This is a genomic window from Thioclava kandeliae (assembly GCF_040297545.1).
GTDB lineage: Bacteria > Pseudomonadota > Alphaproteobacteria > Rhodobacterales > Rhodobacteraceae > Thioclava > Thioclava kandeliae.
In genome coordinates, this window is the sequence record NZ_JAYWLC010000002.1 from 349,867 (window position 1) to 363,695 (window position 13,829).

At 60.5% G+C, this 13,829-nt stretch carries 10 protein-coding genes and 1 riboswitch; of the genes, 8 read left to right on the forward strand and 2 right to left on the reverse strand.

The window, feature by feature from the left end:
• The first annotated feature begins 166 nt into the window (after positions 1–166).
• The 4 genes from VSX56_RS04380 to VSX56_RS04395 all read left to right on the forward strand — a co-directional run bounded on the left by VSX56_RS04380 (position 167) and on the right by VSX56_RS04395 (position 4,328).
• Entirely contained in the window at positions 167–1,414 is a 1,248-nt protein-coding gene (locus VSX56_RS04380) for an ABC transporter substrate-binding protein (RefSeq protein ID WP_350935104.1), read from the forward strand.
• A gap of 62 nt (positions 1,415–1,476) precedes the next feature.
• A complete protein-coding gene (locus VSX56_RS04385; RefSeq protein WP_339113395.1) occupies positions 1,477–2,349 on the forward strand; it encodes a carbohydrate ABC transporter permease in 873 nt (290 codons plus the stop codon).
• Complete coding sequence (locus tag VSX56_RS04390) at positions 2,342–3,232, forward strand: carbohydrate ABC transporter permease (protein WP_339113394.1); 891 nt, start codon at positions 2,342–2,344, stop codon at positions 3,230–3,232. Before VSX56_RS04385 ends, VSX56_RS04390 begins: the two co-directional genes overlap by 8 nt.
• Before the next feature lie 4 nt (positions 3,233–3,236).
• Positions 3,237–4,328: an ABC transporter ATP-binding protein gene (locus tag VSX56_RS04395; RefSeq protein ID WP_339113393.1), complete on the forward strand. Its 1,092-nt coding sequence runs from the start codon at positions 3,237–3,239 to the stop codon at positions 4,326–4,328.
• A 38-nt stretch (positions 4,329–4,366) separates the two neighbouring features.
• Here the strand turns inward: VSX56_RS04395 and VSX56_RS04400 are convergent, their stop codons facing one another.
• Both VSX56_RS04400 and VSX56_RS04405 read right to left on the reverse strand, forming a co-directional pair.
• Entirely contained in the window at positions 4,367–5,806 is a 1,440-nt protein-coding gene (locus VSX56_RS04400; RefSeq protein WP_350935107.1) for a chemotaxis protein CheW, read from the reverse strand.
• Positions 5,803–8,568 carry a methyl-accepting chemotaxis protein gene (locus tag VSX56_RS04405; RefSeq protein WP_350935109.1) on the reverse strand — a complete coding sequence of 922 codons (2,766 nt, stop codon included), beginning with the start codon at positions 8,566–8,568 and terminating at the stop codon, positions 5,803–5,805. The genes VSX56_RS04400 and VSX56_RS04405 overlap by 4 nt, the downstream gene beginning before the upstream one ends.
• A 240-nt stretch (positions 8,569–8,808) precedes the next feature.
• Between VSX56_RS04405 and VSX56_RS04410 the strand changes: the two genes are divergently transcribed.
• The 4 genes from VSX56_RS04410 to gcvH all read left to right on the forward strand — a co-directional run bounded on the left by VSX56_RS04410 (position 8,809) and on the right by gcvH (position 13,721).
• Positions 8,809–11,100 (forward strand): Orn/Lys/Arg family decarboxylase, encoded by a 2,292-nt coding sequence (locus tag VSX56_RS04410; protein WP_339113390.1) that lies wholly within the window; start codon positions 8,809–8,811, stop codon positions 11,098–11,100.
• A 116-nt stretch (positions 11,101–11,216) separates the two neighbouring features.
• Entirely contained in the window at positions 11,217–11,852 is a 636-nt protein-coding gene (locus VSX56_RS04415) for an HAD family hydrolase (RefSeq protein WP_350935111.1), read from the forward strand.
• Positions 11,853–11,948: 96 nt separating this feature from the next.
• Positions 11,949–12,039, forward strand: a riboswitch (glycine riboswitch).
• A 171-nt stretch (positions 12,040–12,210) separates the two neighbouring features.
• Entirely contained in the window at positions 12,211–13,311 is a 1,101-nt protein-coding gene (gene gcvT, locus VSX56_RS04420; RefSeq protein WP_339113388.1) for a glycine cleavage system aminomethyltransferase GcvT, read from the forward strand.
• A 50-nt stretch (positions 13,312–13,361) separates the two neighbouring features.
• Positions 13,362–13,721: a glycine cleavage system protein GcvH gene (gcvH, locus tag VSX56_RS04425; protein ID WP_339114427.1), complete on the forward strand. Its 360-nt coding sequence runs from the start codon at positions 13,362–13,364 to the stop codon at positions 13,719–13,721.
• The last annotated feature ends 108 nt before the right edge of the window (positions 13,722–13,829 follow it).

Sequence of the window (13,829 nt, forward strand, 5' to 3'; positions counted from 1 at the left end):
CCCTCATGCGGCCTTCTTGGTAACAAGTTGTAACAAAGCGGGCAAGAATCCCGTGCCGCAGCGCAGAAGGGGGGCGCTAACAGCATTGCGCAAACCATTAAGGGTCGCGCTATACTGTGGGCGATATGCGCTTGGGGAGAAGCGCATGTATTTGGGAGGATTACCAATGAAACATATGACTGCATTCGCGGCGCTGTCTGCTGCTGCCCTGACCGCAGGGGCCGCGTGGGCCGAGCCGCAGGCCGAGGTTCTGCACTGGTGGACGTCGGGTGGCGAGGCCAAGGCCGTGGCCGTTCTGCAGAAACAGTTCTCCGACCGTGGCGGCGTCTGGACCGATATGCCGGTGGCCGGCGGTGGTGGCGATGCGGCCATGAGCGCGCTTCGGGCCCGTGTCCTGTCGGGCAATGCGCCGACCGCCGTGCAGCTGAAAGGCCCTGCCATCCAGGAATGGTATGATGAAGGCGTGCTGGCCGATATCTCGGATGTGGCCGATGCGCAGGGCTGGGCCGATGTGCTGCCCGCGCAGATTGCCGAGCATATGAAATGCGACGGCCATTGGTGCGCCGCACCGGTCAATGTGCACCGCGTGAACTGGGTCTGGGCAAACAAGTCGATCCTCGAGGCCAATGGTATCGAGATGCCCACCACCTGGGACGAGTTCAATGCCGCCGCCGACAAGCTGAAAGCCGCAGGGATCACGCCTTTGGCCCATGGCGGTCAGGCCTGGCAGGACGCGACCATCTTCGAGACGGTTGTGCTTGGCATCGGTGGTGCCGATTTCTACCAGAAGGCGCTGGTCGATCTGGATCCGGATGCGCTGAGCTCGGATACGATGAAATCGGTCTTTGACGAGATGCGCACCCTGCGCGGTTATGTCGATGACAATTTCTCGGGTCGTGACTGGAACCTTGCCACCGCGATGGTCATGAATGGCGAGGCCGCTTTCCAGATCATGGGGGACTGGGCGAAGGGCGAGTTCCTGGCCGCAGGCAAGGAGCCGGGCGTCGATTTCGTCTGTGCACCGACCCCGGGGGATGCGGGCTTCCTCTATAACGTCGACAGCTTCGCGATGTTCAAGGTGGATGGCGAGGACAAGAAAGAAGGTCAGGATCTGCTGGCAGAGCTGATCGTCGGCCCCTCCTTCCAGGAAACCTTCAACCTCAACAAGGGCTCCATTCCGGTCCGCACCGATGTCAGCCTGGACAAGTTCGATGATTGTGCCAAGAAATCGGCCGCCGATATGAAGGCCGATGGCGAGGCGGGCTCGCTTCTGCCCTCGATGGCGCATGGTATGGCGCTGCATGGCGGGCAATCGGGCGCGATCCTCGATGTCGTCACCGCGCATTTCAACTCGGATATGTCCTCGGATGATGCCGTGAAGATGCTGGCCGACGCCGTCGCCAACTCGATGTAATCTGACGATTACGATGGCCGCTCTGCCCTGCGGGGCGGCCCCAAACTCTCAGGACCACTCTTATGACCGACTGGCTTTCCCGCCATGTCCCAAAGATCGTGCTTGCGCCGACCTTCTTCGCGGTGCTGCTGTTCGTTTATGGTTTCATCGCTTGGACCGCTTGGGTGTCGCTTACCCGCTCGAAGCTGATGCCGCGCTATGAAATCGACGGGCTGATCCAGTATGACAGGCTGTTCTCGAACCCGCGCTGGGATACGGCGTTCAACAATCTCTTCATCTTCGGCGCGCTGTTCATCATCATCTCGATGGTGCTGGGGCTGATGCTGGCGATCTTCCTCGACCAGAAGATCCGCATCGAAGGCGCTTTGCGCACGATCTACCTGTATCCGATGGCGCTCTCGATGATCGTCACCGGCACGGCCTGGAAATGGATACTGAACCCCGGTCTGGGTATTCAGGCGATGGTGCAGGGCTGGGGCTTCCCGAATTTCAAATTCGACTGGCTGATCGATCCCAAGATGGCGCTCTATACCATCGTGCTGGCGGCGATCTGGCAGGCCTCGGGCTTCGTGATGGCGCTGTTCCTTGCGGGGCTGCGTTCGGTCGATGGCGAGATCATCAAGGCCGCTCAGGTGGATGGCATTCCCACATGGCGTGTCTATACCGCGATCATCATTCCCTCAATGGCACCGATCTTCCTCTCGGCCTTCATCGTGCTGGCGCATCTGGCCATCAAGAGCTTCGATCTGGTCATCGCGCTGACCGGCGGCGGTCCGGGCTATGCGACGGATCTGCCCGCGACCTACATGTATGCGATGGCCTTCTCGCGCGGCGATCTGGGGCAGGCGGCCTCGAGCGCCATGGTCATGATGGGCGTCGTCTTTGCCATCGTGGTTCCCTATCTCTATTCGGAATTGAGGGCGAAACATGACTGATATGCCACTCACCCGCTCCTCGGGCTCGCTGATCGGGCGTCGTGTTCTGCGTTGGGCGCTGTATGCGATGCTCTGTGTCTTTGCGCTCTACTACCTGCTGCCGCTCTTCGTGATGGTGACCACCTCGCTGAAAAGCCTCGAGGAAATCCGCACCGGATCCTTGGTGGCCCTGCCGCGCGAGATCACCTTCGACGCATGGTCCAAGGCCTGGTCGGGCGCCTGCACCGGTATCCAGTGCGAGGGGCTGAAACCCTTCTTCTGGAACTCCATCCTGATCTCGGTGCCCGGCGTGCTGATCTCGACGCTGATCGGCGCGATGAACGGCTATGTCTTTGCCCAATGGCGCTTCAAGGGCGCGAACCTGTTCTTCGCCTTCCTGCTGTTCGGCTGCTTCATCCCGTTTCAGGTCGTGCTGCTGCCGATGGCGCGGATGCTGGGCATTTTCGGCATGGCCGGCACCATTCCGGGGCTGATCTTCGTGCATACGATCTACGGTCTGGGCTTCACCACGCTGTTCTTCCGCAATTACTATGTCACCATTCCGCACGAGCTGGTGCGCGCGGCCAAGATCGACGGGGCAGGGTTCTTCCGCATCTTCTGGTCGATCTTCCTGCCGCTCTCGCTGCCGATCTGCGTGGTGACGATCATCTGGCAGTTCACCCAGATCTGGAACGACTTCCTCTTCGGGGTCTCCTTCAGCTCGGCGGGCAGCCAGCCGGTGACCGTGGCGCTGAACAATATCGTCAACTCTACCACCGGTGTGAAAGAATATAATGTGGATATGGCGGCTGCGATCATCGCGGGCCTGCCGACGCTCCTCGTCTATATCGTCGCTGGCAAATATTTCATCCGCGGGCTGACCGCCGGTTCCGTGAAAGGCTGATCTCATGGCTCCTATCCTTGACATCAAACATCTGCGCAAAAGCTATGGCGCGACCGAAATCCTGAAGGATATCAACGTCTCCATCGAAAAGGGCGACTTCCTCGTGCTGGTCGGACCGTCAGGTTGCGGCAAGTCCACGCTGCTGAACTGCATCGCCGGTCTCGAGGACATCTCGGGAGGCACGGTCGAGATCGACGGGCGCGACATGACCCATGTCAGCCCGAAAGACCGCGACATCGCGATGGTGTTCCAGAGCTATGCGCTCTATCCGACCATGTCGGTGGCCAAGAACATTACCTTCGGTATGAAGGTGCGCGGTATCCCGCAAGACGAGCAGGATCGCAAGCTGGCCGAGGTGGCGAAACAGCTGCAGATCGAACAGCTGCTCAAACGCCGTCCGGGGCAATTGTCGGGCGGTCAGCGCCAGCGGGTTGCAATGGGACGTGCGCTGGTGCGCGATCCGGCACTGTTCCTCTTCGACGAGCCGCTATCGAACCTCGATGCGAAACTCCGCGTCGAGATGCGCTCGGAAATCAAGAAACTGCATCAACGGCTTGGCGCGTCGATGGTCTATGTGACCCATGACCAGATCGAGGCGATGACGCTGGCCACCAAGATCGTGGTCATGAAGGGCGGCGTGATCCAGCAGATCGGGACGCCGGCCGAGATCTATAACCATCCCGCCAACACCTTTGTGGCCGATTTCATGGGCAGCCCGCCGATGAATCTGATCCCTGCAAAGACGTGGTCCAACGGTAACGGGGCGCAAGTCGAGATTGCCCGCGACGGGATGGAGCCGATTATCCTGAACGTGCCGCGTGCCGATCTGCCCACCGATGTGCTCATGGGGGTCCGTCCAGAGGATCTGGCCGAGGCAGGCTACCGCGCGGGAAGTGCGGTCCAGCGCGCTCAGATTCTTGTGGATATGGTCGAGCCTGCGGGTGCCGATACCTATGTCACGACCCATATGGGTGGGCGTCAGATCACCGCGCGGTTGCATGCGGAGACGCAGGCGAATTCCGGCGCGTTACTGGATCTGGAATTCGATCTCGACAAGGTGACCTTCTTCGAGCCGTCGAGCGGCGCGCGTCTGTAACCCTGTTCCGGCTGGCGGGATCCGCTGGCCGGACGGCCCTAGCCCACGGGCAGGGCCATCGGGTCAATGACCCGCCACAGGGTCTGGTCTGTCGCATGGCGCCTTTGCAGCATGCGAACCGTGCCCGAAGGGCCGTCTGGGATACAGTTCAACTGCTCGATCGCACAGATGCGGTCGACCATCAGGCCGATGGTCTCCTCCCCGAATTTGATCAGCACGATCGCGGTCGCGGTCTCGCAATGATCGCCATACTGCCCGAGCAGCGTTGCCAGGCAATAGGTCGGGATCAGCCGCCCGCTGCGCGAATGGAGATTGCCACGATAGGCGCTGTAACTGCCCGCATTCATGGGCGCTTCCGGCATCGCGACAATTTCCTCGATTACTTCGATGTTGAAGGCGAACTGACCGCCCGATTGCACGAGGAGCGCGGTGGCCAGATCATGGCCCAGCGTGCTCGTGCCGGTTGGTTTGCTCGCGGCGATATCGGCGCTGCGCTGTTCGAGCTTCGACAGCATCGCCAGCGTCTCGTCGGCGATCAGCGCCTTGCCATCCAGCACATAGACCTCCCGCCCGCCCGATGTCAGATGCACGCCTGCGAACAGATCGGAACGGTAGCTGAGCACCGAGGGCATCGGGGTGATCTGGCCTCCAGACAGGGTGCTGATATCAAGCACACGATCCGCCCGGAGGGCGAGAGACTGTCCTGCGCCGAAGGGCAGAAGCACCGAGGATACCGTTGTCACGGGCTGGTCACGTCCGCTCATCCCCAGAAGAGCGTTGAGATTGACTAGCGCGCGTTCGGTGCCGTGATGGGTGACGCTGCCTTCGCAAAAACCCGATCTCATCACGCGGGTGTCGATCTCCGTATCGGGCAGGGTCGCGCCGATATCGCAGAGCGGCAGACAGTAATGGACGCCATCCATCTCGAAGGTGAGATAGTTGTTCTGGGACGACTGGACCTGCCTCTGGCTGCGTTCGGCGCGCGATTGCGGCACGCCGTGGCGCGGCAGGACCGTCGGGTCGAGAATTCCGATGGGCTGGCTGTCGATCAGACGGAATTCCGGCAGCAGCTGATCGGCTAGCGCTCCCTGATCACGCGAGATCTGCTGCATAATACCGTCCTGCGCAGGCACGATTCTGAGCGCGGTTTTCGCCAGCATGCCATAGACATGCTCTCCCCGACCCAGAATGACGATCACATTGCCATCGGTTGCCGTATCCACCGGTGTAAGCCCGAGAACGGGTGCGATATCCACGACCGGAATGATCTGCCCACGCAGTGCGACACAGCCGATCACCGCAGGTTGCGAGGACTGGAATGCTTGGAGTTCCTTGGGCGCGGCCATCACCTCGCGCAGATCACGCACATGGATGCCGATCACTATCCGCCCCAGATCGACCAGCGCCAGTTTGCTGTCCTGCGTCATGGCGCAGGACAGGGCGGGCTCACCGTCAAACTCTGCCGTCAACTCCGTCATGCGCGGTCGCTCACCACATCGCTCAGAGCCGAGATCATGTTGACGACATTTTTCGAGACGTCTTTCTGTTCGGCGACCGAACCAAAGATTTCATCGACAGCGCCGCCGGTTTCCTTCACCCGCTCGACGATGCGCTCGAAGGCGGTGCGGGCGCTGCTCGAGCGCTCTTTGCCCAGCTGCACCTGCGCACCGCTCTCATTGACCAAACGGGTGATCTCGAGGGCTGCCGTGGAGCTGCGCTCGGCCAGCTTGCGCACCTCGTCGGCCACGACAGAGAAGCCTACGCCATATTCACCGGCCCGGGCTGCCTCGATGGCGGCGTTGAAGGCCAGCAGGTTGGTCTGGTTGGCAATATCGCTGATCACCCGCGCCATCTCTGTGACATCCTTGGAGGATTTCGCAATCGTTTCGATGACCTCGATAGCACGGTTGAGCTCTTCGAACCCGCCTGATGCCGCTTTCTCGGTATCGCGTGACACCGAGATGGTGAAGCCGGTTGAGGTGTCGATCTTCTTGATCGATCCCTCGAGCTGGGCGACCATCCGTCGCATCGCATAGGCCTTCTCGCGGATCAGCTGCTCGAGCTGCACCTGCGAGGTTACATCATGGGCGTATTTGATGACACCGATCGGTTCTCCATGAATATCGAGGAGCGGTGCATAGGTGGCCTGTATCCAGAAATCACGGTCGAATTTTGCCATCCGGTGGAAGCGGCCATCCTGCTCCTCCCCCTTGCGCAGAGAGATCCAGAAATCGCGGTATTCCTGCGATTTGACGTGGTCCGGGGTGCAGAACATAGAATGGTGCTGGCCCTGCAGCTCACGCATCGAATAGCCGGTGACCCGCAGGAAATTCTCGTTGGCGGCCAATATGTTGCCTTCGAGATCGAACTGGATCACTGCCTGTGCGCGGTCGATGGCGTTGAACTTGCACTCGAATTCCGCGTTTCGCTTGCGCTGTGCGGTGATGTCGGTCGCGAATTTGATGATTTTGAGCGGACGGCCATCGGCATCGAAGACCGGATTGTAGCTGGCCTGAATATAGACCTCCTCGCCGCGGCGGGTGAGGCGGACAAATTCATTGGCCACATATTCGCCCCGCCCCAGCGTTTCCCAGAAACTGCGATAGGCCTCCGAACCCGCGTGATCCGCCTTGCAAAAGATCCGGTGATGCTTGCCGAGAATTTCATCGGCCTTATAGCCCATCAGTTCTAGGAAATTCTTATTGGCGGCGAGAATTTTGCCGGACAGGTCGAATTCGATTACCGCCTGAGCGCGGTTGATCGCCATGACCGTGCCCTCATGCTCGGCCGCGCTATAGCGCTCTTTGGTGATGTCGCGGCTCAGTTCGATGATGCGGATGATTTTGCCCTCGGCATCATGGATCGGGCTGAAATTCGAATAGAGATAGAAATCGCTGCCCGATTTGGAGTAGCGGCGATAGGTGCCACAAAGGCACTCGCCGGTAGCGAGACGCTGCCAGAAGCGCTCGAATTCCAGCGTTTCCTCGCCGCTACGTTCCCAGATTTTGTAGACAGGTTTGCGGAACAGATCTTCCAGCTCATAGCCCGACGCTTTGAGATAGGGCGCGTTCATTTCCAGCAGCAGACCTTCAGGCGTATATTCAGCCACCAGCTGGCAACTTTTGACCGCATCCATCCGGCCTTGGATCTCGTTGGCGGCATTGCGCTCGGCGGTCACATCGAGTGCGGCTTTCACAACCTTGAGCACCTGTCCGTTGGGGGCGATGACAGGGTTGTAGCTGGCACGGATCCAGATGCGTTTGCCGTCTTTGCCAATGCGCATATATTCGCCCGCATCCGCCTTGCCGGACGAAAGCTTGGCCCAGAAAAGACCGTAATCCGGCGAGGCGGTATACAGCTCGCTACAGAACATCCGGTGGTGCTGGCCCTTGATTTCCTCGAGGCGGTAGCCGGTGAGTTTAAGGAAATTGTCATTGGCGGTGAGCACCTCGCCCTCAGGCGTAAACTCGATCATCGCCAAGGCACGGTCGACGGCGCTCAGTTTGCCATCCACCTCGGCTTGCGCCAACTTGTTCTCGGTGATGTCCATCGCGAATTTGGCGACGCGCACGACACGGCCATTGGGGCCGAAAATCGGGTTGTAATTCGCCCGCAACCAGACGGTCGCACCATCTTTGGTAATCCGCTCGAACTCGCCATCCACGGCCTCTCCCGCGCGCAGGCGTTTCCATAGCTGCTGATACTCTTTGGAGGAGGAAAATTCGGGTGTGCAGAAGATCTTGTGGCTCTGGCCTTCGATCTCGGCCACCTCGTAGCCCATCTGCGACAGAAAATTTTCGTTGGCGCGGATGATGGTCCCATCGGTCTCGAACTCGATCACCGCCTGCGTGCGCTCGACCGCATCGAGGCGCGAGCGGGTCTCGTCATCCATCGGGATCAGACGCCCGTCCACAATGACGGTCGGTTCCTCGCCCACCTTGTTGGCGATGCCGAAGAAGGTGATGCTCGAGCGTTCGTCGATCAGATGCACATGGAATTCGACCGCCTCGCCGGTGGCGTTCGCCCGTTCCAGACATTCTTTCACATAGTCGGCTTCGCGGAAGAACGAGGGGAAATGGGCGTTGATCGGTGTGTTGTTGCCGCCGCCCACAAGCTGGTTCGCCGTTTTGTTGGCGGTTTGGACCTTGCCATCGGGCATGCCGACACGCATCAAAATACTCGCTTTGATCAGAAGCTTACGGGCAGCTTCCAGATCCAGATCCGACATATCGGCGCTCATCGGCACGAATCTCCTCAATCATATACAATTGTCGGGATAAAGCACTTGCCTTAAATTCTCCCTAAAGGAGATCTGCATTTCCATCGCTTTCGTGATGGCTGTAACGGGCCGGAATGTGGGTGATGGCTTGACGCTCGCGGCGCGAGAGGGGACAAACGGGCAACCGCCCGTGCAGCCGGTCCGGATCGGCGGGTGACCTGGATGGCGCAATGCCCCGTGCCATCGCTCAAGGAGAGTTTGATGAAGTTCCGTTTCCCCATTGTCATCATCGACGAGGATTTCCGCTCGGAGAATTCCTCCGGCTTCGGCATTCGTGCTCTGGCGCAAGCGATTGAAACCGAAGGGTTCGAGGTGCTGGGTGCTACAAGCTATGGCGATCTGTCGCAATTTGCCCAGCAACAATCGCGCGCCTCGGCTTTTGTTTTGTCGATCGATGACGAGGAATTCACGCCTGGCCCCGATCTGGACCCTGCGGTGATGAACCTGCGCAACTTCATCGAGGAAGTGCGCTGGAAGAACCCCGATGTGCCGATCTATATCTATGGCGAGACCAAGACCTCGCGCCATCTTCCCAATGATATCCTGCGCGAGCTGCACGGGTTCATCCACGCCTTCGAGGACACGCCCGAATTCGTGGCCCGCCATATCATCCGCGAGGCGAAATCCTATCTGGAGGGTATCCAGCCGCCCTTCTTCAAGGCGCTTCTGGACTATGCCGAGGACGGGTCCTATTCGTGGCATTGCCCGGGGCATTCGGGCGGCGTGGCTTTCCTGAAATCACCGATCGGCCAGATGTATCACCAGTTCTACGGCGAGAACATGCTGCGCGCCGATGTGTGTAATGCGGTCGAGGAGCTGGGCCAGCTTCTGGACCATAACGGCGCGATCGGAGCCTCCGAGCGCAATGCCGCGCGGATTTTCAACTCCGATCACTGCTTCTTCGTGACCAATGGCACCTCGACCTCCAACAAGATCGTCTGGCACCATACGGTCGCGCCCGGCGATGTGGTGGTGGTGGATCGCAACTGCCACAAGTCGATCCTGCATTCGATCATCATGACCGGGGCTATACCGGTCTTTCTGAAGCCCACGCGCAACCATTTCGGCATCATCGGCCCGATCCAGAAATCGGAATTCACGATGGAGTCGATCCGCGCCAAGATTGCCGCGAACCCGCTTCTGAAGGATGCGGATAAAGAGGCCACCACGCCGCGCATCCTGACCATCACCCAGTCGACCTATGACGGGGTCCTGTATAATACCGAAGAGATCAAAGGGATGCTCGACGGTCATATCGAGAACCTCCATTTCGACGAGGCATGGCTGCCGCATGCGGCCTTCCACCCGTTTTATGGCCAGTTCCATGCGATGGGCCGCAAGCGCGGGCGCACCAAGAAATCGGTGACCTATGCGACGCAATCGGTGCACAAGCTCCTCGCGGGGATCTCTCAGGCGAGCCATGTGCTGGTGCAGGATAGCGAGGAGATCAAGCTCGACCGCAGCCTTTTCAACGAGGCCTATCTGATGCACACCTCGACCTCCCCGCAATATTCGATCATCGCGTCCTGCGATGTGGCCGCGGCCATGATGGAACCTCCGGGAGGCACGGCGCTCGTCGAGGAGAGCATTGTCGAAAGCCTCAATTTCCGCCGCGCCATGGCCAAGGTCGACGAGGAATACGCCTCCGACTGGTGGTTCAAGGTCTGGGGGCCGGAAGATTTCGACCACAATTCCGACGGGATGGGTCAGGCGCGCGACTGGGTTCTGAAGAAGACCGATGCCGAGGGTGTGGAAACCGGCGGTGGTGATAGCTGGCATGGCTTTGGCGATATGGCGCCCGGCTTCAACATGCTCGACCCGATCAAGGCGACCATCGTCACTCCCGGTCTCAACCTTGATGGCCGCTTCGACGAATGGGGTATTCCGGCCTCCATCGTGACCAAATATCTGGCCGAACATGGCGTCGTGGTCGAGAAGACCGGCCTCTATTCCTTCTTCATCATGTTCACCATCGGGATCACCAAGGGCCGCTGGAACACGCTCCTGACCGCGCTCCAGCAGTTCAAGGACGATTTCGACAAGAACCAGCCCCTATGGAAGGCGATGCCGGAATTCTGCCAGAAGCAACCGCGCTACGAGCGGATGGGCCTGCGTGATCTGTGCGAGCATGTCCACAAGCTCTATGCCAAATATGACGTGGCCAAGCTCTCGACCGAGATCTATCTCTCGGATCTGACGCCGGCGCTGACGCCCTCGGATGCGTTCTCGCATATCGCGCGGCGCACCACGCAGCGCGTGCCGATCGACGATCTGGAAGGGCGCATCACCACGAGCCTCGTGACGCCCTATCCGCCGGGCATCCCCTTGCTGATCCCGGGCGAGGTCTTCAACAAGCGGATCGTGGATTACCTCAAGTTCAACCGCGAATTCGCCCGTGAATGTCCGGGCTTCGAGACCGATATCCATGGGCTCGTGCAGGAGACCGGCCCCGACGGCCAGATCCAGTATTTCGCCGATTGCGTCGCGGAATAAGAACGGCCTCACGCGTCATCCGGTCCGATCTGCCGGTCTGATCGGGTGACGCGACCCGATTTGGGCGCTATGCTTGCCTTGTTGTGACTATTGCCGCCCAAAAGACAGGAGCCCCTATGAGTTTTCCGCATCAGGCCATTTTCTGGGATATCGACGGGACGCTGGCCGATAGCGAGCCGGTGCACGAGCGCTCCTTCCATCAGGCCATCGACGGGCTCGGCCTCGACCTGCCCGACGATCTGCATGACCGCATTCTGGGCATGAGCGAGGAGCGCTGCCATGCCTATCTGGTTCAGAAATGCGGGCTGGAGCTGGGTCTTGCCGAATGGACCGCGCGTCGGCATGCGCTTTATATGGCGATGCTGGACGATGTTCATGCCTTCCCGAAGGCAATGGAGATCTGGGACGGGCTGGCGGCGCAGGGGGTCAGACAGATGGCCGTCTCCAATTCCGACCGTCGCCTGCTGATGGCCAATCTGGTGCGTCTGGGGCTCGATCTGCCCGGCACATTGCTCGTCAGCCGTAATGATGTCCGTCAGGGCAAACCAGAGCCGGAACCCTATCTGCGTGGCGCGTGGCTTCTGGATGTGGACCCCGCGCAATGTGCCGTGGTCGAGGACAGCCCCACCGGCGTGCAGGCAGGGCAGGCGGCGGGTATGACCGTCTATGCCGCCCCCGATATGGCGCCGGGCTTGCGCGAGACGCTGGGCCTGCCTTGTGCCAGCCGTCTACTGGAACTGCTGCCTGCCTGAGCGGTGGGTGGCATAAAGTCGCAAATCCGCGTGCAAGCGTCGGTTTTGCGTAAAAATCACTTGCTCTGCGACACGGGATCGGGCATCCCACCTGCAACAGCCGCTACGGGAGAATCCGGCCATCGCGCCGGTGCCGAAGGAGCAACCGCCCCGGGAAACTCTCAGGCAAAAGGACCGAACGGCTACAGACTCTGGAGAGAGGCGCGGGAAACTGCGTCCGCCGAAGGAATAACATTCTCAGGCGCCTGAGACCCGTACGGGGTCGGGCAGGGACAGATGGGGCATCGAGCGGTCGCGGGATTATCCTGCGACGAAACACATCGATGCCGGAGATCCGGCTCTATATAGGGAGATCCCGATGACGGAGCTCTTGCGCACGGATCTGTATGATCTGCACGTCTCTCTGGGCGCCAAGATGGTGCCCTTCGCTGGCTGGGAAATGCCGGTGCAATATCCCATGGGCGTCATGAAGGAGCACCTCCACACCCGCGCCGAGGCGGGGCTGTTCGATGTCTCGCATATGGGGCAGGTGATCGTGCCGCTTTCGGCCATCGACGCGCTCGAGGCGCTGATCCCCGTGGATATCGCGGGTCTCAAGGAAGGCCGCCAGCGCTATGGGATCTTCACCAATGAAGCGGGCGGCATTCTGGACGATCTGATGATCGCGCGGAAATCGGACCATCTCTTCCTCGTCGTCAATGCCGCTTGTGCCGAGGCCGATATCGCGCATCTTCAGGCGCATCTGCCCGAGGTGACGGTGATCCGTGACCGTGCGCTCATCGCACTGCAAGGGCCCAAGGCCGAAGCCGCGCTGGCCCGCCTGATGCCCGCTGTGGCCGGGATGCGCTTCATGGATGTGGCGGAGGCCGGATGGCAGGGTCAGACGCTCTGGATCTCGCGCTCGGGCTATACCGGCGAGGATGGTTACGAGATTTCGGTGCCTTCCGCCGTGGCCGTGGCCTTCACGCAGGCACTTCTCGATATGGACGAGGTTGCCCCCATTGGTCTGGGCGCGCGCGACAGCCTGCGCCTCGAGGCGGGGCTGTGCCTCTATGGCCATGATATCGACACCACCACCACGCCGGTCGAGGGCGATATCGCATGGGCCATCCAGAAGGTCCGCCGCAAGGGCGGCGCCCGCGAGGGCGGCTTCCCCGGCGCGGAGCGCATTCTGTCCCAGCTGGACAGCGGCGCAGACCGCCGCCGCATGGGCCTGCGCCCCGAGGGCCGCGCGCCGATGCGCGAGGGTGTCGAGATCTTTGACGCAGCCGAGGGCGGCACCATGATCGGCACGATCACCTCGGGCGGTTTCGGCCCCTCGGTGGGTGCGCCTATTGCCATGGCCTATCTGCCCTCGAGCTTCCGTGAAGGCGATACCGTCTGGGGCGAGGTCCGCGGTAAACGCCTGCCTGCCACCGTGTCGGCGATGCCCTTCCAGGCGCAAACCTACAAACGTTAAACCTACCTTCGTGTCATAGGCACAAGTATCATCATACAGGGGAACGCATGATGAAATTCACCGAAGAGCATGAATGGCTCCGCGTCGAGGGCGATCTGGTTGTTGTCGGCATCACCGAGCACGCCTCCGAGCAGCTTGGCGATGTGGTCTTTGTCGAACTGCCCGAGCCCGGCACGCAAGTGGCCAAGGGTGACGAGATCTGCGTGATCGAGTCGGTCAAGGCGGCATCTGACATCAGCGCCCCCGTTGATGGCGAGATCGTCGAGGTCAATGACGCGCTGGCCGACAATCCCGCGCTGGTCAACGAAGACCCGCTGGAAGGCGCTTGGTTTTTCAAGATGAAGCTGGAGGATATGGACCAGCTCGACGCCTTCATGGACGAAGACGAGTATAAAGACTTCATCGGCTGATTGGCCTGTTGGACGGGCCCTTCGCGGGCCCGTTCGCATGATGGTCCGCCCATTCCAGCCTGCATGTTGCGGGCTGGACGATTCCCCTATTGGAACAGGTGCTGCGCT

Coding starts and splice junctions, on each gene's coding strand:
- VSX56_RS04385 (WP_339113395.1), top strand. CDS start 1,477: ATGACCGACTGGCTTTCCCGCCATGTCCCAAAGATCGTGCTTGCGCCG.
- VSX56_RS04400 (WP_350935107.1), bottom strand. CDS start 5,806: ATGACGGAGTTGACGGCAGAGTTTGACGGTGAGCCCGCCCTGTCCTGC.
- VSX56_RS04395 (WP_339113393.1), top strand. CDS start 3,237: ATGGCTCCTATCCTTGACATCAAACATCTGCGCAAAAGCTATGGCGCG.
- gcvT (WP_339113388.1), top strand. CDS start 12,211: ATGACGGAGCTCTTGCGCACGGATCTGTATGATCTGCACGTCTCTCTG.
- VSX56_RS04405 (WP_350935109.1), bottom strand. CDS start 8,568: ATGAGCGCCGATATGTCGGATCTGGATCTGGAAGCTGCCCGTAAGCTT.
- VSX56_RS04390 (WP_339113394.1), top strand. CDS start 2,342: ATGACTGATATGCCACTCACCCGCTCCTCGGGCTCGCTGATCGGGCGT.
- VSX56_RS04380 (WP_350935104.1), top strand. CDS start 167: ATGAAACATATGACTGCATTCGCGGCGCTGTCTGCTGCTGCCCTGACC.
- VSX56_RS04415 (WP_350935111.1), top strand. CDS start 11,217: ATGAGTTTTCCGCATCAGGCCATTTTCTGGGATATCGACGGGACGCTG.
- gcvH (WP_339114427.1), top strand. CDS start 13,362: ATGAAATTCACCGAAGAGCATGAATGGCTCCGCGTCGAGGGCGATCTG.
- VSX56_RS04410 (WP_339113390.1), top strand. CDS start 8,809: ATGAAGTTCCGTTTCCCCATTGTCATCATCGACGAGGATTTCCGCTCG.